Here is a 23,322-nt window from a genome sequence, read left to right on the forward strand (position 1 = left end):
AAGATCCGGAAGGGACGGCCCAGGAGAGCACGACTGCCCCGGGGTGCGTTCGACAGCCGCGGACCTCCGGGCGCATGGGCCGGGAGGTTGTCCCGAAGAGGCGAGGGGCGGGCGCGGTAGGCCGCGCCCACGCACGCCGGCTGCGTACCGCATGCCGTCAAGGCTTCCTCCGACAGACCGTGGCAGGAGAGACCGTGACCAGCGCGCTGGAGAATCGTTCAACCTGACGTCGCATCGGAAATGCACACCGCATCCCCCCGCGGTCGAGCGACATCCGGTCCCTGGGAAGCCATCCCCCCCGGCTCCCCAGGGACCGATCGCGCGTCCGGGGCGCCGCCGCCGCTGGACAGCGCTGCCGGTCTGCCACGGTGCTCCCAGAAGGCCCAAGGACGACGACCGGTAGGACCGGAGCCCCTCCCCGGAAGCTCGGGGCAACCGGGGAGGGGGAGGGGTGCGCATCCCGTTCCCTTCAACGAGCCGGAGCAGAACCGGTTCCGCAAGATCGGCGCCCGGCCCCGTAGCGGAGTCCAGGCCGCCCACTTCGCCGGCAGCGGCCTCGCCGTCCGCCGGGCCCGGTCTGCCGACGCCCCTCACTCACCGCTCCACGAGCGCATGGAACAGCAACGCCCCGGGCACGCGCCTGGTTCGGATCAACCACACCCAGAGTCAGGAGACCCGATGATCCGCCATGCCGTGACCTGCGACCGTGAGCGCTGCCTCGCCCTGTACCTGGAGTCCGAGGAGCCGGTGAAGGCCCGATTCGAGGACGCGATCGCGGAAGCCGGGTGGACCCTCCGGCCGGCGGCCGTGGCCCTGCCGGGCTATCCGGCCGCGCCCGACGTCCTCGCACACCTCTGCCCCGCCTGCGCGGCCGGACGGGGGCCGGTCCTCGAACGGGGCGACTGCCCCACCTGCTCCGGCGCGACCGAGAACCTGGAGGCCGGGGCCACCTGCCACTACTGCCGCAAGGTCGTCCCCCACCTCGCCGACAAGTGGTGCTGACCCGCAGGCACCGGAGCGCTCCGCCGGTACGGGCGCGTGCCGGAAGCGGCACGCGCCCGACGTCCGCCTGAGGTCGGCCCGCCGGCGGTCACCGTTTTCCTCCACATCACCTCCTCCACTCGCCGGATGACGGCTCCTCCCACTGCCGCGAGCGGTTCCCCAAAGGCGCCGGCGAGCACTGCTCCCCCGACACCGCGCCCCCGGCGGCCCCCGGCTCCCCGGCTCCCCGGCCGACCGTGACCCGGTCCCGGCCCCCCTCCCCCCTGCCGCCCCACGCCGCGCGCAGGACGCCGCCGGACGCCGTGAGCCCGCCCACGCGCCGGATTACCGGATGGAGGGACGATCGCGGTCGCCGGTTGGGCCGTCCGGGCGCAAACGCAGTCCGGTGACCGCCCGGCGGGGAAGGACAGAGGTGGATCACGGCCGCGGACGACAGCAATCCGGGCGGGCAGGTGCATCCAACGGCGCATCGGCCGCCGAACAAACGAGAGCGCAGCCGCCCATCCGACGGAGGAACGCACATGATTGCGAAGGCCGTTCTCGCACACGCACCCACCCCCGCACGAGCCGGGTCGACGGGCGAGCGGGTGGACGCGGACGTGCCCGCAGCGGTGCGCGGGGAACTCGAAGCCGTGCTGGACGGTCTGCTGGCCCGCGCCCGGTCGCTCGACCCCGTCTTCGCCTCCGACGTGGCCGAACGCCTTGCCGCCTTCACCCTGCGCGGCGGGCGCCGCACCCGGTCCAGGTTCCTGTGGTGGACCGCCCGTGCCTGCGGGGCCGGCGAGGATCTGACACCCGCGCTGCTGCGCGTCGCCACGGCCCTCGAACTCATCCAGACGTGCGCCCTCGTCCACGACGACGTGATGGACCGGTCCGCGCTCCGCCGGGGCGGCCCGTCCTTCCACACGCAGGTCGCCGCGCGGTACGCCGACAGCTGCGGGGCCCCCAGTGCCTTCGGCGCGTCCGCCGCCGTCCTCGCCGGCGACCTGGCCCTCGCGTGGGCCGACGATCTCGTGGCCGCGGCCGACCTGCCGCGCGGCACACGGGACTCCGTGCTGGACATATGGCGGCTCATGCGGACGGAGATGGTGGCCGGACAGTACCTGGACCTGTACACCCAGGCCACCGGCACCCGTTCCGCCCCGCTCGCCCTGCGCACCGCCTGCCTCAAGACGGCCCGCTACACCGTGGAGCGGCCGATGGCCCTGGGGGCGGCGATGGCCGGGGCGGACGCCGCCACCGCGGCGGCACTGGGCGCCGCCGGGCGCTGCGCCGGGGTCGCCTTCCAGCTCCGAGACGACCTGCTCGGTGTGTTCGGCGATCCCGAGGTCACGGGGAAGCCGGCGGGCGACGACATCAGGGCCGGCAAGAACACCTACGTGGCGGCGCTGGCGGTCTCCCTCGCCGCCGCCGGTCCCGATGCCCGCGCAACGCACCTGCTCGACCGGTTCCTGGGGGACCGCTCCCTCACCGAGGAGGGTCTGGCCGAGGTCGGGGAGGTCCTTCGGACCACTGGTGCGGTCGCCCGCGTCGAACGGCGCATCCGGAGGCTGGCCGCCGCCGCCGAGCGCCACCTGTCCCGGGCGGAGCTTCGCGGCCCGGGACAGGTGGCCCTGGTGCGTCTCCTGCGCGAGGTGGCTTCGCCCCACCCCGCTCCGGAGGAGGGCTCCCGCCTCCCCGCGTCGGCCCCGGCCGCAGCGGTTCGGCGCGCGGGAGGCGACCGATGAGGACCGTCGACGGTCGTACGGACCACGTGGTCGTCGTGGGGGCCGGTCTCGCGGGCCTCGCCGCCGCCCTGCACCTGCTGGGCGCGGGCCGGCGGGTCACCGTGGTGGAACGCGCCGCAGTCCCGGGGGGCAGGGCGGGGTACCTGGAGAAGGGCGGCTTCCGCTTCGACACGGGCCCGACCGTGCTGACCATGCCCCACCTGCTGGAAGAGGCTTTCGCGGCCGTCGGTGACAGCTTGGAGGACCGGCTGGAGCTCACGCCGCTGCACCCCGCCTACCGGGCCTCCTTCGCCGACGGGAGCACGCTGGACGTCCACACCGGCGCCGAGGCGATGGAAGCGGAGATCGAACGGTTCGCCGGCAGCCGGGAGGCGCTGGGGTACCGGCGGCTGCGCCGTTGGCTCCAGGACCTCTACCGGGCCCAGATCCGGCGGTTCATCGACACGAACTTCGATTCGCCCCGGCAGCTGCTGCACCCCGACCTGGCCCGGCTGGCGGCGCTCGGCGGCTTCGGCCGCCTGGACCCCGCCATCGGACGTTTCGTCAAGGACGAGCGGCTGCGGAGGGTCTTCTCCTTCCAGGCCCTGTACGCGGGCGTGCCGCCGGCCCGCGCCCTTGCCGCCTACGCGGTCATCGCCTACATGGACACCATCGCCGGTGTCTACTTCCCCACGGGGGGCATGCACGCCCTGCCGCGGGCCATGGCCGACTCCGCCGCGGACGCGGGCGCCACCCTGTGGTACGGGCAGGAGGTGACACGGCTGGAGCGGCGCGGCGAGAGGATCACCGCCGTCATCACCGACCGGCAGCGCATCGCCTGCGACGCGGTCGTCCTCACTCCCGACCTGCCGGTCGTCTACGGGCTCCTCGGCGGAGCGCCGCGACGGCCGCTCCGGCTGCGTCACTCCCCCTCGGCCGTGGTCCTGCACCTGGGAACCGACCGTAGCTGGTCCCGGCTCGCCCATCATTCGATCTTCTTCGGCTCCCGGTGGAAGGAGACCTTTCACGAGGTGACACGGTCGGGGCGGCTCATGAGCGACCCGTCCCTCCTCGTCACCCGCCCCACCGCCACCGACCCCTCGCTGGCGCCGGCGGGGCGGCACAGCCACTACGTCCTGGCGCCGTGCCCCAACACCGACATCGGTCCCTCGGCAGACCGGTGGGCCGTGCTCGGGCCCCACTACCGCCGGGAACTCCTCGGCGTGCTCGAACGCCGGGGCCTGACCGGTCTGGAGGCCTCCGTCGAAGAGGAAGCCCTGTTCACGCCGGCCGACTGGACCGCGCAGGGCCACGCCGCGGGCACTCCCTTCTCCGCCGCCCACACCTTCGCCCAGACCGGTCCCTTCCGCCCGCGCAACCTCGTGCGGGGCACGTCGAACGCCGTCCTGGCCGGCTGCGGTACGACACCGGGTGTCGGCGTTCCCACGGTCCTGATCTCGGGCAAGCTCGCCGCCGCACGCATCACGGGGGCGGCCGTACGGCCCCTCCCGCGCGCCCGAGCCGATGAGAACGGAGCACCGGCGTGACGCGACGCGAACTCGACGCGGCCGGCATCACCGAACCGGCCCTGCGTGCCTCGTACACCGCCTGCCGCCGCCTCAACGCCCGCCACGGCCGGACGTATTTCCTCGCCACGCGCCTGCTGCCCGCCGACCGGCGCCCGGCCGTGCACGCCCTCTACGGCTTCGCGCGCTGGGCGGACGACATCGTCGACGACCTCGACGGCGCCACCGAGGAGCAGCGCTCGCGGCTCCTGGGCGACCTCACCGCCTCGCTCACGTCGGTTCTGGCCGGCGGCCGCACCGAGGACCCGGTCGTGCGCGCGCTGGCGGACACCGCCGTGCGCTACCGCATCCCGGCCGTCCACTTCACCGACTTCCTGGCCTCCATGCGCAGCGACTTGAGCGTCACCCACTATCCGACGATGCGGCACCTGCGCGACTACATGCACGGCTCGGCCGCCGTGATCGGCCTGCAGATGCTGCCGGTCCTCGGCACGGTCGGCTCCCCGGAGGAGGCCGCGCCGTACGCCGCGGCGCTCGGCGAGGCCTTCCAGTTGACCAACTTCATCCGGGACGTGGGCGAGGACCTCGACCGCGGCCGTGTCTACCTGCCGTCGGACCTCCTGTCCGCGCACGGCGTGGACCGCGACCTGCTGCTGTGGAGCCGCGGGACGGGGCGCGGCGATCCGCGCATCACCGAGGCGCTCAAGGCCGCGGCGGCGCACACCCGGGGCGTGTACGCGCGGGCCGAGCCCGGCATCGGCATGCTGCAGCCCGCGAGCCGCCCTTGCATCCGTACCGCTTTCGTGTTGTACGGGGACATCCTCGACGCCGTCGCCCGTGACGGGTACGCCTCGCTCCACCGGCGTTCGACGGTGCCCCGGCGCCGACGGGCGGCGATCGCCGGACGGGGCCTCGTGCGCGCCGTCGCCGCACGCCGTCGCCGCCCCGGCGCGCCACCGCAGTCGGCGTCGGCCCGACCCGTGCCCACTCCCCCGGCCGGGGGCGCGGCGCAGAACGTGACGGAGGGAGCACGGTGAGCGCGAAACGCACCCGCCGCGGCCGCTACCCCCTCAGCCTGCGCCGGGCGCCCGTCCCCTGGGAGCGGCAGGAACCCACCTGGCGCGCCGCCGCTCCCCGCATCATCGGTGCGTCGCTGGAGCGGGCGCTCGCCCGGCCGTCGGGCAACTGGTACGTCCTCGGCGCCTCCCGGGCCATCGGACCCGACGAGCCGCACGGATTCACCGTGGCCGGCGAGGAGATCGTCGTGTGGCGCGACGGACGGGGCCGTCTGCTGGCCGGCTCCGGGATCTGTCCCCACCTCGGGGCCCCGCTGGCGCAGGCCCGGGTCCACTGCGGGACACTCGTCTGCCACTGGCACGGAATGGCCCTGGACGGCGGCCCCTCGGCAGGCTGGAACGCCTACCCGGCTCACGACGACGGCGTCCTGTGCTGGGTCCGGCTCGACGCTCACGGGAAGGAGGAGCCGTCGCCGCTGCCCGTCGTGCCCCGGCGCCCCGGCCCCGGCCGCGCGGTGGCCTGCGTCTACGAGGCCACTGGGATCTGCGAGCCCGAGGACATCGTCGCCAACCGCCTCGACCCGTGGCACGGGGCCTGGTTCCACCCGTATTCCTTCGTCGACCTGCGCGTCCTGGACGCTCCGGACCCGTCTTCGACACCGTCATCGTCGTCACGGGGGGAAGCCCTGGTCGTCCGCGTGTCCTTCCGCCTCACCGACCGGATCGTCATTCCCGTCACCGCCGAGTTCACCGCCCCGGATCCGCGGACCGTCGTCATGCACATCACCGAGGGCGAAGGGCGGGGCTCCGTGGTGGAGACCCATGCGACCCCCCTGGGGCCGGGCCGCGACGGCCGGCCCCGGACCAGGGTGACGGAGGCCGTGATCGCGGCCTCCGAGCGTCCCGGCTTCGCCGTCGCCCGGGCCGGCGCGACCCTGCTGCGGCCGCTGATGCGCCGGGCGGCGGGCCGGCTGTGGAAGGACGACCTGGCCTACGCGGAACGCCGGTGGCAGCTGCGCGACTGCGGCCGCTTCCCCGGCTGACACCCGGGGAGCGTGCGGCGGCTCAACCGTCCTGTCCCGGGGCGCGGCTCAGCCGCGCCAGCGTCCGCAGCGGCGCGGACCGCCCCCGTCGCGGCACCGTCCACAGCGTCTCGCCCCGTACTCCCCACTGCTCCAGCAGCGCGTTGGCGGCCAGGAACCCGCTGGTGGCCGCCCGCTCCATCAGCGCGACGGGCAGCCCCGTACGGACCATGTCGCCGGCCACCAGCAGCCGGGGATGGGGAGTGCGCACCCCGGGACGGGAGGCATGGCCGCCGATCTCGAACAGCGGGCAGTCCTCTCGCCATTCGTGCCGTACGTCGACCGTTCCGGCCTCCCGGGTCTCCCCGTAGACCCTGTGCAACTGCTCCACGAGCCTCGTCTCGACCGCCGAACGTTCCTGCGTCGGATCCACGGCGTACGCGTGCAGCTCCACCACCGAGCCACCGGTGCGCAGCGCCCACCGGTGGGCCTCTCCTTCCCAGCGGTCGAGGACGCTGACGTTGTCCAGGTCCCCGTAGCCGCTCGTCCCGAGGAAGCCCGGCCGTCCGGGCCGGACCGGGCGGTCCAGCCACAGCCGTGAGACGAGGAACGGCGCGGCCGTACGCAGTCCGGCGATGTCCTCGCGCCACCGTTCGTCACCGAGGTCCTCCGAGGCCGCCACGACCCGCCGCAGGCCCTGGACGTCCATGGCCAGGACCACGGCGTCGAAGTGTTCGTCCCGGCCGGCCACCCGTACCTCGAAGCCGGCGGCCCCCGCCGGGCGGACCTCCTCCACGGCCGTCGCCGTGCGCACGTCGGCCCCCTGTGCGGTGAGGTGACGACCCAGCGGCTCCCACAGGGCCTGGGGGAACGGCTCGCGCGGCACGTCGAAGAGCAGGCCCTCGCTGGAACCGAGGAAGTAGATGTGGAACATCAGCACCAGCTCGGCGGCCGACAGCCGGGCCGGGTCGGCGAAGAAGCTGCGGGAGAACACCTCGAACGCGAGGTGCTGCGCGGCCTCCGGGAACCGGATGGCGGCCAGGAACTCGGCTGCGCTCACCCCGTCGAGCCTGCGGTAGACCTCGGGCACCGCCACGTCCAGCAGCGGCAGCGCGGCCCGCGCGTCCATCCTCGTCAGATCCCGCCAGCCGAAGGACGGGCTGCGGGCGACGAACCCCAGCGCGCTGAGCGGAGGGGTGCGCGGTACGCGCGCGAAGCCGTCCACGCCGCCACCGCTGTGCCGTAGGGGGTAGTCGGGAAGTCCCACGAGACCGTGCAGGCCCGGATCGGTACGCCTCAGCAGCGCGCGCAGGTTGTAGTACTGGCGGAAGAAGGCGTGGAAGCCGCGGCTCATCGTGGCGGGCGAACCGTCGCGCAGACGGACCGGCCAGCCGGCCAGTCGCCCGCCGAGTCCGGGCTCCCGCTCGAACACGGTCACCTCCACCCCGCGCTCCGCCAGCGGCACCGCCGCGGCCAGCCCCGCGATGCCGCCGCCGACCACCGCGACGCGGGGTGCCGGCCCGTCGATCCGCTCCCGGCCCGGGTGCCCGGGCACCTCGTGGGCCCGCCGGTCCCTTCCGGGGTAGCGGCGCTCCCGGCCCCTGGACGTCATGCCGCCGGCCTTGCGCGCCTCGGGGCCCGGGCCACGAACGTGTGGGTGATGCCCCCTTGCCATCCGGCGAGCGGCAGGGCCCGTACGTCGGCGAAGCCCGCGCGCCGCATCCGCTCCGCGAACCGCGGGGCCGTGTCGAAGGCGACGACGCTGCGCCACAGGTGCGCGTACAGTGCCGCGTTTCCCGTCGCGCGGCCGAGCGGCATCACCACGCCTCGGCACACGGCGCTCCAGGCGGCCCGGTGCACTGGGCTGCCGCTCAGCGTGTACTCGTGCACGGCGATGCGGCCGCCGGGCGCCATGGCGGATAGGACCGCCGCCAGCGCGCCGTCGGTGTCGGTGACGTTGCGGAAGAGGTAGGCGGCGAAGACCGCGTCGAAGGGGCCGTCCGCCGCGACGTCACCCACACGGTCCGCCGGCGTGTGGACGAAGGTGACGTTGGCCGGCCATCGCTTCGTCGCGGCCCGCTCCAGCATTCCCGCCGATGCGTCGGCGGCCGTGATCCGGCACCTCTGGCCACCCGAGGCGAGCAGCGCGGCGGTCGAGGCACCCGTGCCGCAGCCCAGGTCGAGCAGCCGACTGCCGGGGGGCAGCGACGGGAGGCCGAGGCGGCGGGCCGAGCGGCGCAGTTGGCTGTGGTAGCCGGGATGGGCGCCGACCAGCAGGTCGTAGGTCGACGCGGCGTGGTCGAAGGCCGCGGACAGGTCGTCGTCGCGCAGGACGGGGCGGGTGTGCACGGGGCGGGTGTGCACGGGGTGGGGGCGCAAGGCGTGCGTGGGCATGTCGTGCGTGGTTCCTTCCATGGGACGGCCGCCAAAGCGTCCTCGGCGGTTCACGGGTGCGTCCGTCGGCGCACCAGAGGCAGTTCCAGCAGGGACAGGAGCATGGGTGTGACCGGGGTGCGCAAGCCGAGCAGGAGGTCCTCCCACCAGCTCGTCGTGCCGTCCAGGAACCTCAGCAGGCGGTCGGCCGGCACGGTGCGGAAGAGGTCGGTGAAGAAGCGCGCCCCGTCCAGCCGTCCCGTCGTGAGGGCCCGCAGCAGCACCGCGTCCATGGCCAGCGGACGGGCACCGTAGGGAGCGGGGGCGACCGGGTCGTGACCGCGGCGCAGCGCCAGGTCGATGGCGCGGGTCTGGCGTTGGATCGCGGCGAAGGTGTAGCCCGTAGAGGGCCGGGTCGCACCGCCGGCCGCACCGATGGGCACGACGGAGCGGCCCCGCCCGCGCGGGAAGCGGGAGTCGGTCATGGGGATGACGCCCGACTCGGTGGCGGTGACCGTGAAGGCGCCCAGGCCGAGGACGTCGCGGCAGTAGTGGCGCAGTTCCTCGTCGTAGGCCGCGTCGGGCAGCACGCGCGGCGAGAAGCGGGTGTACTCCACGAGGGCTTCGGTGGGGCTGAACGGCAGCACGTAGGCGAAGGACAGGCCCGACGGGGGCTGCGCGGTCCGGAAGTCCATCAGGTGGGCGTAGGACGGATCGAACGCCGGGGCCGGGGTCCGCACGAACCACCCCTTGAAGTGCTGGAGCAGCGCGCTGCGGGACGGGGGCAGCGGCCGCGGGGGGCGCGAGTCGAACACCCATCGTGCACGGAACGTACGCGGGCGCCCGTCCGTGTCGTGCCCGCGCGCCTCCGCCCCGCCCGGGCACTCCCGCACCGACTCGACGTCCACTTGGACGCGTTCGCAACCCCGGTCCGCCAGCGTGCGGCGGGCGGCGGCCTCGAACGGGGCGGAGCGCAGCATTTTGTACCGCCACGCACCGAGTTCCGAGTCGGCGGCGCGACCGTCGGGTCCGGTCACCCTGAGCTTGTCCCAGCGGCCGGTGAGCAGGGCCTCGTACTCACCCGGCCCCTCCTCCCAGAAGCACCACGTGCGGTCCGGTGCACGCAGGGGGCCGGGGCACGCCTCCAGGACGACCACCGAGGGCCGGGGCGTGGCCCACGCCCCGGCGGCGCTCAGCCGCATCGCGAGGCTCAGCCCGGAGGCGCCCGCCCCGATGACCACCACGTCCGCGTGCTCGTCCACGCGTCCCGACCCCCTCGCTCCGCGCCGCACCGACCTCTGCCACTGTCTTCCTTCCCCGGGTCGGGCCGTCACGGATGCACTCTCGCCCGTGTGGCCGTGTGGCCGCGTGGTCGCCCAGCCGGTCGAGGGCCGCTCCGTGGCCCGCGGTGCTGGGGCCGGACCCCGGCCAGAACGGCAAGGGAAGTGTCCTACTGCTTCGGGGGGGAACGAGATGCTGACGGGCATCGTGTTCGACGCGACGGATGTGGCGCGCATGGATCACTTCTGGCTGAACGCCACGCAGGGGCGGACGGGCGGCCTGCGGTTGCGGTTCGTGTCGTCCGCCGTCCCGAGGGCGGTGCACAAGAACCGACTCCATCTGGACTTGGCCGGGGGGCCGGACTGGGAGGCAGAGGTCGCGCGTTTGCTCACACTCGGTGCGACGCGGGTCGGCATCGGCCAGGGGGACGTCCCGTGGGACGTGCTGGCCGATCCCGAGGGCAACGAGTTCTGCGTGCTGCGCCCCGGTCACCCCGGTGTGCTCGCCGACTCCGGGCTCGTCGCGATCTGCCTCGACGTCGCCGAGGAGAACCGCGACGCCCAGTCGGCCTTCTGGCAGTCCCAGGCGAATTGGCACGCGGCCGAGCACCACGACCGGTGCGTTCGGTTGCGCCGGAGTCCCCTCAGCACGGTCTCGTTGGTGAGGGGACCGCCGGCGGCACCGAAGGCGGGCCGGAACCGATTGCGCTTGGAGGTCACCAAGGTCACCGGAGGTGACGGGGAGTACGGCGAGTTCCTCGACCCCGGCGGGAACGAGTTCCACATCACGTGTTGACCGTGGCGACGGGCACTGGGCTGCTTGGTGCTCGACTGCCGGCGCCGGCGTGCTCGACTGCCGGCGCCGACGTGCTCGACTGCCGGCGCCGGCGTGCTCGACTGCCGGCGCCGACGTGCTCGACTGCCGGCGCCGGCGTGCGGGCAGAGCCGTGCCGGCCCGTCAGGGCCGGGCCAGGATGTCGGTCACCCTGTGCGCGTAGATCACCCGGCCGCACGGGGAGCCGGTGTCCGTGCAGGTCGGGTCCGTGGCGTCCGCGCGGTGTTCGGTCAGCGACCAGAGGTACTGCGTACCGCCCCCCGGCACGCCCTGCCCGTGCTCGAAGGACAGGTCCTCCGGACCGACGGCGTTGGTGATGTTGGCGCCGTAGTCCACCAGACGGCCGCCGGAGACGGTCGCCCGGCGCAGGCTTCCGCTGTGGGTGGTCCAACTGCGGTTGAAGTAGTACATGCCGTCGTAGCGCGCCGCGCCTTGGGTGAGGTCGCGGGGCAGGTAGAACGCGCCCGTCGCGCTGACCACGCCGTTGGTCGACCTCAGCAGGCCGGTGCCGTCATCGATCGGCAGTGTGCCGACCCGGCCCTTCTCGGGGTGCGCGTCGTCGGAGTCGCAGTACTCCCCCATGACCAGAGCAGGAGCGGCGGTGTCGCTGCGGTCGACGGAGATGTAGGACGCCTTCGGCGCTCCGGTGGCCACACAGGTCCCGGCGGAGGAGTTGCCCTGGGCGCTGACGAACTTGTACGACGCCACCTGCGGCATCACGTACCGGTACGTGTAGCTGTAGTAGACGTTGTTCTGCCGGCCGATCTGGGTGTCGTCCCGGACGTTGCTCTTGAGGCCGTCCAGCGTGGTGTCGTCGACCGAGGCGTTCTGGTCCGGGTTGAGGTCCAGGACGGAACGCATGTCGAAGACCCGCAGGCCGTTCATGGTGTCCGCGACGTAGAGGTAGTACTTGTACCAGGCGATGCCGCCCGCGTGGACGTCGACCGCCTTGTAGGAGACGTGGTCGTAGCTGTTGTAGTACGGCTCCACCAGCAGGACGTGACGGTAGCGCCGGCCGTCGGCGTCGCCCGGGATCGCGGTCTCGGGGTCGAGGAACGACAGCCGTACGCCCTTGCCGCCGGCCTTGTCGTACCAGGCGGTGACCAGTGGCTTGCGGGTGCCCCACAGTTCGTCCGCCTGGGCGTCCGAGACGCCGGTGATGCCCTGGGGGATCCAGTCCGCGGTGGAGGAGTCACCGGGATCCCAGCACAGCTTCCTGGCGGGGGCCAGCACCTTGCCGTCGTCGCCCGAGCCGAACGGGTCGGTGGTACAGGACGCGCCCGTCCGCGCTACCCGGTTGCCCTGGTCGAGCAGGTCCTGAACGCCCTGCGTGGGCAACGCCGCTTTCAGAGAGGCCACTTGAGCACTGAGGTCCGGTCCGGACCTGAGATTGAAGGAAGACGCGGTCGCCGCGTCCCCTGGGGCCGCCTGGGCGGGGGAACCGATCACCGGAACCGAGAGGACCACCGCGACTGCGGTGGCGATCCAACCGGCGTATCTTGCACGGGCTTTACGGAGTGGCATCGCTGCTTCTTCGACCTTCGCTCTGGGGGAAGCGAGATCATACGTATCGCCGCCGGACGCCCGTGCGCCGGGGGAGCCCGGTGAGTCGCCGAAGTCCCGGGAGTCGCGCGAGTCGGCTGGGCCCGCAGGACGTCGAAGGGCCGCTGGGCCGGCACACGGTGTCGCCCGGTTGAGCCCCGTCCGGCGGGACGGCGAACCGCCCAGGATTCCCGCCGTCAGCGGCAACCAATCCGTACGCGGCGGCAACTGAGGGGAGAACAGTGCACCTCACCCCTAGGAGCGACCACGCATGTCCCCCGCTTCCCCCCACCGCCGCCCCGCCGGCCGTCGAAGGCTCGCCCTGTTCGCGGCGGCCACCGTGGCCGCCGCCGGGCTCGGTGCCGCACCTCTGGTCGTGAGCGCCGGCGCCGCGGCGCCCGCCGACCTCGCCCACGACGTGCTGCCCGCCCGCGACGGCTGGGCTGCGAGCGGCGCGGGCACCACCGGCGGCCGGGCCGCGGACTCCGCCCGTGTCTTCACCGTCTCCACCCGGACCGAGCTGGCGCGGGCCCTGGCCGCCGGCCCGGCCGACAGTCCCCGGATCATCAAGGTCAAGGGCGTGATCGACGCGAACACCGACGACGCCGGCAAACCGCTGGGCTGCGCCGACTACGCACGGGGCACGGCCTATTCGCTCGACGCCTACCTCAAGGCGTACGACCCGGCCGTCTGGGGCCGTTCCAAGGTGCCGTCCGGCGCGCAGGAGAACGCCCGCAAGGCGGCCCAGGCCAGGCAGGCCTCGCGGATCACGTTCAACGTTCCGGCGCGGACCACCGTCGTCGGCGTACCCGGCACCGGCGCGGGCATCGTCGGCGGCAGCCTCGTGGTGAAGAACGCCGACAACGTGATCCTCCGCAACCTGTCGCTCACCGACGTCCGGGACTGCTTCCCGCAGTGGGACCCCACCGACGGCTCCACCGGGAACTGGAACTCCGCCTACGACGCGGTCAGTCTGCGCGGCGCCAGCCACGTCTGGGTCGACCACAACACCTTTTCCGACGCCCCGCACCCCGACTCCGGCAACCCGACCCGCTTCGGGCGCGAGTACCAGGTCCACGACGGCGCGCTCGACATCACCAACGCCTCCGACCTGGTCACCGTCGGATACAACACGTTCAGCAACCACGACAAGACCATGCTGATCGGCAGCAGCGACAAGGACACCAAGCTGCGGGTGACGCTCCACCACAACGTCTTCCGCGGTGTGGTCCAGCGCGCCCCGCTCACCCGCGTGGGCCAGGTCCACCTGTACGACAACTACTACGACACCACGAAGTCGGACGGCTACGCGCACAGCTACAGCGTCAACTCCCGTGCGGGCGCCCAGATCGTGGCCCAGAACAACCACTGGAAGCTGTCACCGGACCGCGAGGTGGCCGACCTGCTCAGCGGCGACGGCACGGGAGCCGTAGCGGGCAGCGGCAACCTCGTCGACGGCAAGCCCACGGACCTGGCCGGCGCCTACAACGCCGCCCACCCCACGAAGAAGATCAAGACCACCGTCTCCTGGACGCCCACCCTCACCGCCGGCCTGGAGCCCGCCGACGGGCTGCCCGCCGAGCTGGCGGCCAAGGCGGGCGCCGGTGTCCTGACCGGGACGGGTCGCAACGCCGCGGCTCCCGCGCCCGGTTCCGCCACCGGCCGCACGCTGACCGTCGCACATGACGGCTCCGCGGCCCACCGGAGCGTGCAGGCCGCCATCGACGCCGCCGCCGCGGGCGACACCGTCCTGGTGTCGCGGGGCACCTACCACGAGACCATCGACGTCCCCGCAGCCAAGCGCGGACTGACGCTCAAGGGCGCCACCGGCAACCCCGAGGACGTGGTCATCACGTACGACAACGCGGCGGGCACCGCCAAGCCCGGAGGCGGCCGGTACGGCACCGCGGGCAGCGCCACCGCGACCTTCTCGGCGAACGACGTCACCGTGACCGGTGTGACGATCCAGAACACGTGGGAAAGGTCCGCGCACCCGGACGTCAAGGACACCCAGGCGGTGGCGCTCAACGCCTCCGGGGACCGCCAGAAGTACGTCGACTCGCGCTTCATCGCCCACCAGGACACCGTCCTCAACTGGGCCCCGCACGCCACCGCCCAGTACCGGCAGTACTTCCGCCACTGCTTCGTCGCGGGCGACGTCGACTTCGTCTTCGGCAACGCCACCGCCGTGTACGACCACGTGAACATCACGCTGCGCGACCGGGGCGCCGCCGCCGGCGGGAACAACGGGTACCTGGCCGCGCCCAACACCGACTCGGCGAAACCGTACGGCATCCTCATCACCGACAGCACGGTCGACAGTGCCGCCCGAGCCGGCACCTTCTACCTCGGCCGGCCCTGGCACCCCGGCCCGGACGCCGTCGGCCGGCTGGTGATCCGCAACACGGTCCTGCCCGCAGCCGTCAAGACCGGGGCTCCGTGGACCGACATGGGCGGCTTCTCCTGGAAGTCCGCCCACTTCGCCGAGTACGCCAATACCGGCCCCGGCGCCGGTGGCGGAGCGAACCGCCCCCAGCTGACAGCGGCCCAGGCGACCACCCACACCGCCCGCTCCTACCTGGCCGGCACCGACGGCTGGAACCCGACGCTCTGATGGGCACGACCACACCGACCCGCCCCCGGCGGGCCGAGCCCGCCGAACGACCGTCCAACCGGCTGCCACGCTCCCGCACCTGCCCGGGAACGGCCCACATCGCACCGAGAGGCCGCACCGAGGCCATGACCACCGATGAGGCGTCCGACGACTTCCACGACTTCTTCGAACGCCACCACGCCGAACTCTCCCGCCTCGCCTTCCTGCTGACCGGCGAGGCGGACGCCGCCGACGACCTCGCCGCCGACGCGATGGTCGCGCTCTGGCACCGCTGGGACCGGGTCCGCGCCGCCGACTCCCCCGCCGCCTACGCCCGGGGGGTCGTCGCGAACCTCGCCCGCAGCAGGATCCGCAGCGCGGTGCGCGAGAGACGGCGCGTCCTGCTGTTCTGGTCGCACCGCCCGGAGCGTACCGACGGGCCGGACGTGGCGGCCGTCATGGACGTGCGCGCGGCACTCGGCCGGCTGCCGTTCCGCAAGCGCGCCTGCGTCGTCCTGCGCTACGCCTTCGACCTCTCGGAGAAGGACACCGCGCACGTGCTCGGCATATCGGTGGGTACGGTCAAGAGCCAGACCTCCAAGGGAACGGCGGAACTACAGCGGCTGCTCGGCGCCCGGGCCGCCGGCGAACTGGTGGGGAGCAAGAGCCGATGACCGACGAACTCCGCCGCCTGCTGCGCGAGAGCGCCGAAGGCCACCGCCCCGACCGCGCCCGCGTGCTCGCCCGGGTGGAGCGCGGCACGGCCCGGCCGCAGTCACCCGGCCGCCCAGACCACCGCGAGCGCCGCGGGGCCCTGTCCTGGCCGAAGGTCGTACTCGCGACCCTGGCCACCACCGCCGTCCTGGCGGTGGGCGGCTTCGCGGTGGTCTCCGTCGTCCGCGCCACCGGCCCGGCTCAGTCCACGCTCGCCACCGACGCCGGCACCTCCGCCCCCGCACCTCCGCCGACGGGCGCACCTCCCTCCGCCGCGCCGCCGACCTCCCCTGCCCCGCCCGAGCCCAGCCGGCTCCCCGGAGGATCCCCCTCCGGCGGTCCGTCCGCTTCCGGCCCCGCCCCGGCCGGTCCGCGCCCCACGCCGTCGGGGGCCGGCGCCCGTTCCTCGGACGGTCCGCTGTGGGCCGACGGCTCCGTCGACCCCCACAGCAACGCCTACTGGGCGCAGAGCAACGTCACCCTCAAGACGCGCAGTACGTTGTCGGCGCTCACGGTCGAACTGCGGGTCGCCCTCGGCGCCGGAGTGAAGACCACCGGCAGCTGGCTGACCCGCCCCGCCGCCGACTTCGACGTCTCCGTCCGCGAGGAGGGCCGCTTCCTCGTGTACCGGTGGACCCTCAAGCCCGGAAGGACGGTCCCGGCGGGGCAGCACGTCTTCGCCGGTCAGTACGACCACGCCACCGGCGGCCGCGACGCCAAGGACGACGGCTACCGCGCCGAGGCCGCCACCTCTGCGGGCAAGGCCTCGGTGTGGGGCGGCTTCGCCCGGACCGGCTGAAGACGATCGTGAGCGCTTCGGAGGGGGGAGGAGGAGGACGATCCGGCGCAGGAACACGGCCGGGCCGGCGCCACCGACGACGGAGCTCGGGGCTCGGGACACCTCACTCGATCCCGAGGGGTCCGATGCCGAGGTCCTCACGCATGAGGCGACGCATCTGCGCCATGGCCTTGCGCCGCCGCTCTATCAGGGGCGCGTCGCCGGCCGAGCCGACGGCGACGCCACGGGCGTAGGCGTCGCGGAGGGCACGCATGCAGTGGAACGCCTCGTTCCCCTTCTCCACGACCTGTGGCGGCCCCACGAGCCAGAGGCGTTCGCTCGCCGTGTAGATCCCGGTGCTGCGCACGGCCTCCCGTACCGCCGCGTCGCGCGCCGACTCGGACATGTGGTCGCCCAGAGCGACGGCGCGTATCTCCTCGCCTGCGGCCTTGAGGGCGGAAACGTACTCCGTGTACACCTCGCGCCGTACTTCGAGAGCGTGCCGGGCTGCCTCCCGGCGCCAACGGTTACGGTCGGCGATCAGAGTGGCTGCGATGCCGATGACGGCACCTGTCAGTGTGGAGAGCAGGGGCATCCAGTCCATGGGCCGCAGCTTGTCCGAACTGACGCGCCGACACCAGGGGCTTTCGTGGCCGGCTCTCGCTCCCCCTCCCCCTCAGTCGCGGGCTCCGTCACGGTCCAGGCCCTGGGCGACGGCCGCGGTGACGGCTCCGTAGACGAGGTGGGGAACCACGTCGGCGGCCCAGTCCACCGCTGCCCAGGCGCGGGGATCGGAGATGCCCAGGGCGACGACCGGTCCGTCGACGAGAGCCATGGCCCCGAGGCCCACGACCGCAGAGGCCCGCAGCGTGCCCGGCCGCCAGCCGAGACCGCGGGCCACTCCCACAGCCGCACCGATCCCGATCCCGACGAACAAGCCGCTCAGCGCCCCCAGGCCCGCGAGCCGGTTCGCGTGCTGGTCCTCGTCGCCGGGAATGGGCACTCCCGCTTTGGCGGCCAGGACCTCGACGCTGTGCTCGGGCACACTGCTCGCACCACGCCCCCGGACCACCATGTCGAGGTAGGTGACCACGTTGAGCGCGGTGGTCCCCGCGGCACCGGCGGCGGCTCCCCCGAGGAGACCCCGGACCACGGCCTTCATCACAGACGGCCCGTCTGTTGCATGGTGGAACCCTCCCGTTGCAGCCGGAACAGCAGCCTTCACCGACGCTATGGCCACGTGTGCGGGATGCGCCTGTCGGCGCGGACCACACGGGTGACCCGTACGCCCGACGGGCAATCCGGACGTCGGGTTCCCGACCGGCACGGCGGTGCCCCGTCTCCCGAGCGGGGCTTGCGGTTACTGCGCCGTCGGCGTTTCCGGTCGTGCCAGGTGGTAACCCAAGGAGGTTGCGACGTGCTCGACCGCTTGCCCCCTGCGCAGGGTGCGGATCAGGCCTGCGCGCCGTAACACCGCAGCGTGCCTGCTCGCTGCCGCGTTCGACACGCCGAGCAGTGAGGCCAGTTGCCGCCCGGTGACTCCGCCGGACGTGACGATGCACCCCAGCGCTGCCGCTCTGCCGGCGCCCAGCAGGGATCGGAGCGCCGCTTCCTGGGCCGGCCCGGTTCGCGGAGCGGGTCCGGCGGGGATCCGGATGGTCAGGTGATCGTCGGCCGGCTCGGCCAGGGTGACCCGTGGGCTGAGGGCGACTGCCTGGATCTGCAGCGAGCGCCGGTCGAGTGCGAGGTCCGCGTCGAAGGACGTCGGCAGTTCCAGGATGCCGCGACGGAGCCTGATGCCGTGTCCGAGTTGCCGGAGCATCGCGGAGGCGCCGCCGGTGACGTAGCGGTGGGACAGGTCGACGGACCTGGTGGCGACCGCAGACCGGATGCCCGAGCGCTGTGCCTCGACGGCGGTGCTGCGCAGGTGGTCGATGGCGTCGGCCAGGACGCCGCGGGCCCGCTGCTCACCCTCGGCGAGCGCCTTGGTGAAGGGGGTGGGACTGCGGCAGGCGAACAAGTGGGAGAGGTAGAGGGGGCTGACGCCCTCGGCGAGATCCGGCGACATGCTGCGCGCGTAAAGCTGCATCAGCAGGTCCTGGGGCCGCCCCTGGCGGGCGTAGGCCCTCCCGGCCGCTGTCAGTTCGGCGTCGAAGTCCGGGTGGGCACATATCCGGACCTGACCCAGGCCCTCGGATCCGAGATGAATCCGTATCACGGTGTGCCTCCTGCGCACTTGACATTCCCATCAGGGCTTTTGCGCGTGCATGACGAAAGCTACCCGTGGCCGCGCGCAACCGAAACGATGCGTGTGCACCACGGCACGACGATGCCGGGAACGAAGAGGAACCGGAAAATTCAATTCTGGAGGGGAATTCATGACTCGTTCACTGCGACGAGCTGCGGCAATGTCCATCGGCGCCGGCCTGTTGGCCGTGATGGGAACGGGGGGAACGGCCTACGCGGGTTCGACCGGTACGGTGACCCTCACTGTTCCCGGGTGCGTGGGCAAGCTGCACCTGGACGGCGGCGGTTCTTCCAACTGGGCCACCGCCACGCTGCAGTCCACCGGCCCCAACACGTGCTGGATGTCGTTCTGGCAGCGCAACACCGCAACCGGTAATCAGCCGGTCGCCCAAAGCATCAGCGTCACCCCGTACTCGAGCGGCTCCACGGACCGGCCGTACTACCACGACAGCACGCACCAGGTCGCCATCTCCATCTCCAACGGGGTCCAACAGGTCGGCAGCGCTTGGTACAACTAGAACGTCCGGCAGATCCGGAATTCCGAGCTCCTCGTTCCGGACGGCAAAGGCCGGCACCCCACCGGGTGCCGGCCTCCTCTCGCTAGCGGACGTGGTGCTTGCCGCCGCTGCGGAGGCGGAAGACGATGATGACGATGTCGACGATCAGGATGACCACGCCGATGATCAGCAGGTAGAACAGGCCCTCGGCGAGTACCCCGATGAATCCGAGGACGACCGCCACGAGGAGCAGGAGCAGGAACAGCACCATGCCGGCCTCCTGGGGATGGGGTCAGCGGCGGGCCAGGCGACGCTCGCCGCCCGCCCCCGGCTGGTAGGGCAGTTCGTAGTGGGTGTAGACCGCCGGCTCCCCCTCGGCCGGCAGGACGTCGTCCGTGCCCATGGAGGGGGCGTCCTTGACCACGTTCTTGGAGTGCGCGACCTTCACATAGCCGGGCCCGACGGTAGCTCCGTCCAAGGGTACGAACACCAGGCGGCGGCGGGTGGGCAGGCCGACGGTGACGGTGGCGAAGGCCGGCTGGTCGGTGGCCGTGTCGACGTACACCGACTCCAGGGTGCCGATCTTGTGCCGGTCGGAGTCGATCACCTCGTGGCCGCGCCACTCCCGGATGTCACTGGCCTCGAACATCATGATCTCCGTTTCTCCCGTTCCCATCGCCGCGCCACCTCACCGCAGCACGCGCTGTCTTCCTCGAGGTTTGGATGCCGACAGAAGGTGTATATCAATTCTAAGATGAGTTTGTGTGCCAATAAGAGGACATTATGGGCATCATCGTCGACTTTCTTATCGTCTCGGGGCTCTACCGGCCCGGCGCCGGTCGGAGACGTTCGTGAAGGGCGCGTCGGCACGACACCGACGCAAGCGGAGCCGCCGCTTTTCGATCATCCGCCCGCCACTGGGGGCGGCTCTCAGGTGGCGGATGTACCGGCGGTTCACGGTGTGGGGTGCACGGCTGCTGGCCTGGGGCACGGGAATCGCTCTACGACGGGCGCTGCGCCACATGTGCCGCGCGGTGGTGCCCCGTGGACTCCGGTTGACGGTGTAATCCATCCAGCGCTCACCGTCGAACGCGTACAGCACGGCTTGATCGCCCGGAATCTGCCTCCAGCGAGGCACGGCGCAGTTCGTCAGCGGTGCGTACAGAGGGTTGCAGGACCGGCAGGGGGGTGGGAGATCCGCTCGGCGAGGCGCAGGAGGTCCAGCTCGGCTTCGTAGAGCAGGGCGGGGTCGAGGCCCATCCCGGCGAAATGGCCGCTGAGCTCCAGGGAGAGGATTCCGTGCAGGCGGGTCCAGAAGGAGCCGGCCAGGCGCAGGGCCGAGGCTGATGCCGGATCTGCCGCGAGCGCGTGGGCGCGGTCGGTCGGGCGGGCTTCGGCCGACCTGGCCGTGCCGCCGCCCATGGCTGTGGTGGCACATACATCGAGGACGATGCTCATGATTTCCGAGGCCATCGCCGTGACGTCGGCAGGGCCGCGGTATCTGGGCACGGGTGGGCCGTAGACGAGGAAGTAGCGCTGGGGATCGTCGAGTGCCCAGGTGCGCAGGGCGTGCGCCAATGTGGTGAGGTCGCGCTCCTTGCGGGCGGCTGCCGCTCGGAACGAGCCGACCAGGCTCTGGTAGGCGTCCCGGACCAGTTCGGTGAGCAGTTCGTCGCGGCCGGTGAAATACCGGTAGAGCGCGGCGCCGCTGAGACCCATGTGTTTGGCGATGCCGTTGAGGGAGAGGGCGGACGTCCCGGCGGCGGCGATCTGCTCCCGTGCCCGCGCTTTGATCTCGGCACGCACTTGCTGCCGGTACCGCTCGCGGGGGGTTGTCGTGGCAGCTGCGTCGCTCATGGCAGCCTCCTCCTCGCGTGTTACACCCTATCGCTCGCGGGGATCGCCGTGTTTGCCGTCCGCCCGCGGACCTCGCGCCGTTCTGGTCGGTCTCACCTCGTGGTGCGGGCACAGGGGAACAGCGGCCCGCGCGGCGGCCGCGGGTCATCCCGTGATCTTGTCCTTGGCCCTTTCCTTCACGTGCCTGGCCTTCCCGCGGGCCACCAGGGCTGCGCCCTTGGCTTCCGTGGTCCTGTTTCCGATGGTGTGTGCCGTCTTCTGCACGATCCGGCCGATCACCTGCTCGGCGGCCGCTTTCATCTTCTCTGACGCGCTCATCTCTTCCCCCGCTTTCTTCGTGGGGTGCCGGGGAGGGGGCTGGTGCCGGCGGCCGGGGCGGGCCGGCCGCTTCAGTCGCGGGGTGGCAGGAGGGGGCCCAGAGGGCCGAGGTCGAGGTTGAGGTCTTCGAGGGCGTAGCCGTGTTCGGCGCACAGGTCGGAGAGGCTGTCGTGGAGTGCGAGGAGGGTGGAGCCGAGTTCTTCTTCCTGGTCGTCGGTGAGGTCGCCGGCATCGACGCGGCGCAGGGCCTGGCGTTCGATGAGCTGACGCAGGAGTTCGATGACGGTGAGGACGAGTTTGAGGAGGTCTTCGCCGACCGTATCGGGGTCGGTGTGGAGGCGGCGGGCGGGTCGGGGTTGCTGGTCGTGGGGGGTGGGGGGCGCCTGGACGAGTCGGAAGGCCTGGGTCAGGCTGTCCCCGACGTCTTGAAGCGGGCGGGGGTACGGGGGCGGGGGCTGGTCAGGGGCCATCGCGGCTGCCGTCCTGGGCCCGGGTCCTGCTGGTCTCGGAGCTGACGGAGACGATGAGGGCGCGCAGGGAGATCCGGACGAGGTCGATGTCCGCGATCGACAGGACGATGTCGCCGGTGAGGACGACCCCGCCGCTCAGGAGCCGGTCGAGGAGGTCGACGAGGGCGACTTGGCGGCCGGGCAGGGGTTCGCCGCGCTCCATGAGGGTCATGACGGTGGCTCTTGCGGGTCGGGCGGGCCGTCCGGCGCGGGCATGGCGAAGGAGTACGGGGCCCAGGGGCCGGTGACCTCGATGCGCAGGTCGGGGAAATCACCGGCGGCACCGGCGATGGCGCTCCGGAACGGTTCGGCTTGGTCGTCGGGGACGAGGTAGGCGTCGTTGAGTACGTTCTCCTGCGGGCCGGTGAGTGCGCCGCTCTGGGGTGCGTGGCGTACGCGGCGGGTGGCGTGGCGGTCGGCGATGGCTTCGATGGCGGCGGCGGCTTGCCGGGCTTGCTGGTAGACGGCTTCACGGGCGTGGTGCTGGGCGCGGCGTGCGTGCAGGTAGGCCTTGCCGGGACTGGCGGGAGCAGCATGCGTGGCCGCGGCGCCGTCGTCGGCCCGGGTGCCCTCCGTGGTCGAGGGGCTGGTGAGGTAGATCTTGACGCCGTACTCGGTGTGGGCGCCCAGCTCGTCCAGGCGCCGGGTGAAGGTACGGCGCTGGGCGGTGAGCGCTTGGCGGGCCCGGCCCTCGTCCTGGTAGACGGTGGCCATGCGCAGGGGCAGAACGGTGGCGTGGGCGGCGATGGCCTGTACGACGTCGTGGTGGGTGCGGGCCACGTACTCGAGCCATTCCAGGTCTTCGAAGTGGTTCTTGAGGGCCTGCTCGTTGAAGTCGGATTCCGGTACTTCGCTGGCCGCGAAGGCGAGCGGGGCGGGTCCTGCGCCCGAAAAGGCGTGGTCCGCACCGCAAGCGTCCGGGTGCGCTGCGACGTCGACGGGCGGGCCGGGGAGCAGGAGGCGGACAGGTGCCCGGCCGATGCCCTCAAGGGAGGCGAGGGCCTCGGCCAGTCGGGGGGTGGGCCGGGTGACGGCGTAGACGTAGGTGAGGGTGGCGTACGTGTTCACTGCTGGCTCCCCCGACGTCGCCGGGCCGTCCGCCCGCCGTCCGGTTCCTCACCGAGGGCCTCTTCTTCCTCTTCTGGCGGGGCCTGGCCGATCTGGCCGCGGAGGGCTTCGAGTTCCGCGCGCAGGCGGCGGTTCTCCTGTTCCAGGGGGCTGCCGGTGTGCCGGCTGGAGAGGGAGGGGTCGTGCTCCCACCAGTCGATGCCCATTTCCTTGGCCTTGTCGACGGAGGCGATGAGGATCCGGAGTTTGATGGTCAACAGCTCGATGTCGAGGAGGTTGATGCGGATGTCGCCGGCGATGACGATGCCCTTGTCCAGGACCCGCTCGAGGATGTCGGCGAGGCTCGAGGTGGAGGTCTGGCCGTAGGGCGTCGGCGCACGGGAGGCGAAGGTTCCGGGGCGGCCGGGCAGGGATTCGGTCACGGTGGCGCTCCCCCTTC

At 72.5% G+C, this 23,322-nt stretch carries 24 protein-coding genes and 2 pseudogenes; 11 read left to right on the top strand and 15 right to left on the bottom strand.

Features of this window, described 5'->3' with window-relative positions; translation table 11 throughout:
* Positions 1-678: 678 nt before the first annotated feature.
* The 5 genes from OHA81_RS02130 (at position 679) to OHA81_RS02150 (ending at position 6,293) form a co-directional block, all read left to right on the top strand.
* On the top strand, positions 679-1,002 hold the full coding sequence (locus tag OHA81_RS02130; RefSeq protein ID WP_329192151.1) for a hypothetical protein: 324 nt from the start codon (positions 679-681) through the stop codon (positions 1,000-1,002).
* Positions 1,003-1,523: 521 nt separating this feature from the next.
* The gene (locus tag OHA81_RS02135; RefSeq protein WP_329192153.1) at positions 1,524-2,729 is read left to right on the top strand and encodes a polyprenyl synthetase family protein; all 1,206 of its coding nucleotides are present in this window, start codon (positions 1,524-1,526) and stop codon (positions 2,727-2,729) included.
* Entirely contained in the window at positions 2,726-4,255 is a 1,530-nt protein-coding gene (crtI, locus tag OHA81_RS02140; RefSeq protein ID WP_329192155.1) for a phytoene desaturase family protein, read from the top strand. The genes OHA81_RS02135 and crtI overlap by 4 nt, the downstream gene beginning before the upstream one ends.
* Complete coding sequence (locus OHA81_RS02145) at positions 4,252-5,271, top strand: phytoene/squalene synthase family protein (protein ID WP_329192157.1); 1,020 nt, start codon at positions 4,252-4,254, stop codon at positions 5,269-5,271. The genes crtI and OHA81_RS02145 overlap by 4 nt, the downstream gene beginning before the upstream one ends.
* Positions 5,268-6,293, top strand: a complete 1,026-nt coding sequence (locus OHA81_RS02150) for a DUF5914 domain-containing protein (RefSeq protein ID WP_329192159.1) — start codon at positions 5,268-5,270, stop codon at positions 6,291-6,293. The genes OHA81_RS02145 and OHA81_RS02150 overlap by 4 nt, the downstream gene beginning before the upstream one ends.
* Before the next feature lie 22 nt (positions 6,294-6,315).
* Here the strand turns inward: OHA81_RS02150 and OHA81_RS02155 are convergent, their stop codons facing one another.
* From OHA81_RS02155 to OHA81_RS02165, 3 genes are read right to left on the bottom strand one after another with little or no spacing between them, the layout of a single operon-like run.
* Positions 6,316-7,884 (bottom strand): FAD-dependent oxidoreductase, encoded by a 1,569-nt coding sequence (locus OHA81_RS02155; protein ID WP_329192161.1) that lies wholly within the window; start codon positions 7,882-7,884, stop codon positions 6,316-6,318.
* Positions 7,881-8,666, bottom strand: a complete 786-nt coding sequence (locus OHA81_RS02160; protein WP_329192163.1) for a class I SAM-dependent methyltransferase — start codon at positions 8,664-8,666, stop codon at positions 7,881-7,883. The genes OHA81_RS02155 and OHA81_RS02160 overlap by 4 nt, the downstream gene beginning before the upstream one ends.
* 50 nt (positions 8,667-8,716) lie before the next feature.
* Complete coding sequence (locus tag OHA81_RS02165) at positions 8,717-9,907, bottom strand: lycopene cyclase family protein (RefSeq protein ID WP_329192165.1); 1,191 nt, start codon at positions 9,905-9,907, stop codon at positions 8,717-8,719.
* Between the two features lie 211 nt (positions 9,908-10,118).
* On the opposite strand from OHA81_RS02165, the gene OHA81_RS02170 reads away from it, so the two are divergent.
* Positions 10,119-10,721 carry a VOC family protein gene (locus OHA81_RS02170; protein ID WP_329192167.1) on the top strand — a complete coding sequence of 201 codons (603 nt, stop codon included), beginning with the start codon at positions 10,119-10,121 and terminating at the stop codon, positions 10,719-10,721.
* A gap of 162 nt (positions 10,722-10,883) precedes the next feature.
* On the opposite strand, the gene OHA81_RS02175 is transcribed toward OHA81_RS02170, so the two are convergent.
* Entirely contained in the window at positions 10,884-12,119 is a 1,236-nt protein-coding gene (locus OHA81_RS02175; protein ID WP_329192168.1) for a hypothetical protein, read from the bottom strand.
* Between the two features lie 454 nt (positions 12,120-12,573).
* Between OHA81_RS02175 and OHA81_RS34565 the strand changes: the two are divergent.
* The 4 genes and pseudogenes from OHA81_RS34565 to OHA81_RS02190 all read left to right on the top strand — a co-directional run.
* A pseudogene (locus OHA81_RS34565) lies at positions 12,574-13,917 on the top strand (pectate lyase family protein); the annotation flags it as partial.
* A gap of 114 nt (positions 13,918-14,031) precedes the next feature.
* A pseudogene (locus OHA81_RS34570) lies at positions 14,032-14,916 on the top strand (pectinesterase family protein); the annotation flags it as partial.
* Positions 14,917-15,041: 125 nt separating this feature from the next.
* Positions 15,042-15,569 carry a SigE family RNA polymerase sigma factor gene (locus OHA81_RS02185; RefSeq protein WP_329192172.1) on the top strand — a complete coding sequence of 176 codons (528 nt, stop codon included), beginning with the start codon at positions 15,042-15,044 and terminating at the stop codon, positions 15,567-15,569.
* Complete coding sequence (locus OHA81_RS02190) at positions 15,566-16,408, top strand: hypothetical protein (RefSeq protein ID WP_329192174.1); 843 nt, start codon at positions 15,566-15,568, stop codon at positions 16,406-16,408. Before OHA81_RS02185 ends, OHA81_RS02190 begins: the two co-directional genes overlap by 4 nt.
* 103 nt (positions 16,409-16,511) lie before the next feature.
* On the opposite strand, the gene OHA81_RS02195 is transcribed toward OHA81_RS02190, so the two are convergent.
* The 3 genes from OHA81_RS02195 to OHA81_RS02205 all read right to left on the bottom strand — a co-directional run bounded on the left by OHA81_RS02195 (position 16,512) and on the right by OHA81_RS02205 (position 18,605).
* Complete coding sequence (locus OHA81_RS02195; protein WP_329192176.1) at positions 16,512-16,991, bottom strand: hypothetical protein; 480 nt, start codon at positions 16,989-16,991, stop codon at positions 16,512-16,514.
* 72 nt (positions 16,992-17,063) lie between these two features.
* Complete coding sequence (locus tag OHA81_RS02200; protein ID WP_329192178.1) at positions 17,064-17,540, bottom strand: hypothetical protein; 477 nt, start codon at positions 17,538-17,540, stop codon at positions 17,064-17,066.
* Positions 17,541-17,747: 207 nt separating this feature from the next.
* Entirely contained in the window at positions 17,748-18,605 is an 858-nt protein-coding gene (locus OHA81_RS02205; RefSeq protein WP_329192181.1) for an ArsR/SmtB family transcription factor, read from the bottom strand.
* A gap of 190 nt (positions 18,606-18,795) precedes the next feature.
* On the opposite strand from OHA81_RS02205, the gene OHA81_RS02210 reads away from it, so the two are divergent.
* On the top strand, positions 18,796-19,152 hold the full coding sequence (locus OHA81_RS02210) for a hypothetical protein (protein WP_329192183.1): 357 nt from the start codon (positions 18,796-18,798) through the stop codon (positions 19,150-19,152).
* Positions 19,153-19,234: 82 nt separating this feature from the next.
* Here OHA81_RS02210 and OHA81_RS02215 read toward each other — a convergent pair whose 3' ends face one another.
* From OHA81_RS02215 to OHA81_RS02250, 8 genes are all read right to left on the bottom strand, one after another.
* On the bottom strand, positions 19,235-19,402 hold the full coding sequence (locus OHA81_RS02215; RefSeq protein ID WP_329192185.1) for a hypothetical protein: 168 nt from the start codon (positions 19,400-19,402) through the stop codon (positions 19,235-19,237).
* Positions 19,403-19,423: 21 nt separating this feature from the next.
* On the bottom strand, positions 19,424-19,780 hold the full coding sequence (locus OHA81_RS02220; RefSeq protein WP_329201950.1) for a PRC-barrel domain-containing protein: 357 nt from the start codon (positions 19,778-19,780) through the stop codon (positions 19,424-19,426).
* Positions 19,781-20,280: 500 nt separating this feature from the next.
* Positions 20,281-20,988 (bottom strand): TetR/AcrR family transcriptional regulator, encoded by a 708-nt coding sequence (locus OHA81_RS02225; protein ID WP_329192187.1) that lies wholly within the window; start codon positions 20,986-20,988, stop codon positions 20,281-20,283.
* Positions 20,989-21,132: 144 nt separating this feature from the next.
* Entirely contained in the window at positions 21,133-21,306 is a 174-nt protein-coding gene (locus OHA81_RS02230; RefSeq protein WP_329192189.1) for a hypothetical protein, read from the bottom strand.
* Positions 21,307-21,377: 71 nt separating this feature from the next.
* Complete coding sequence (locus OHA81_RS02235) at positions 21,378-21,776, bottom strand: gas vesicle protein K (RefSeq protein ID WP_329192191.1); 399 nt, start codon at positions 21,774-21,776, stop codon at positions 21,378-21,380.
* Positions 21,766-21,987, bottom strand: coding sequence for a gas vesicle protein (locus OHA81_RS02240; RefSeq protein ID WP_329192193.1), 222 nt, complete (start codon positions 21,985-21,987; stop codon positions 21,766-21,768). The genes OHA81_RS02235 and OHA81_RS02240 overlap by 11 nt, the downstream gene beginning before the upstream one ends.
* Positions 21,984-22,883 (bottom strand): GvpL/GvpF family gas vesicle protein, encoded by a 900-nt coding sequence (locus tag OHA81_RS02245; RefSeq protein ID WP_329192195.1) that lies wholly within the window; start codon positions 22,881-22,883, stop codon positions 21,984-21,986. Before OHA81_RS02245 ends, OHA81_RS02240 begins: the two co-directional genes overlap by 4 nt.
* Positions 22,880-23,305: a gas vesicle protein gene (locus OHA81_RS02250; RefSeq protein WP_329192197.1), complete on the bottom strand. Its 426-nt coding sequence runs from the start codon at positions 23,303-23,305 to the stop codon at positions 22,880-22,882. The genes OHA81_RS02245 and OHA81_RS02250 overlap by 4 nt, the downstream gene beginning before the upstream one ends.
* Positions 23,306-23,322 lie beyond the last annotated feature (17 nt).

Source organism: Streptomyces sp. NBC_00667 (assembly GCF_036226825.1).
GTDB lineage: Bacteria > Actinomycetota > Actinomycetes > Streptomycetales > Streptomycetaceae > Streptomyces.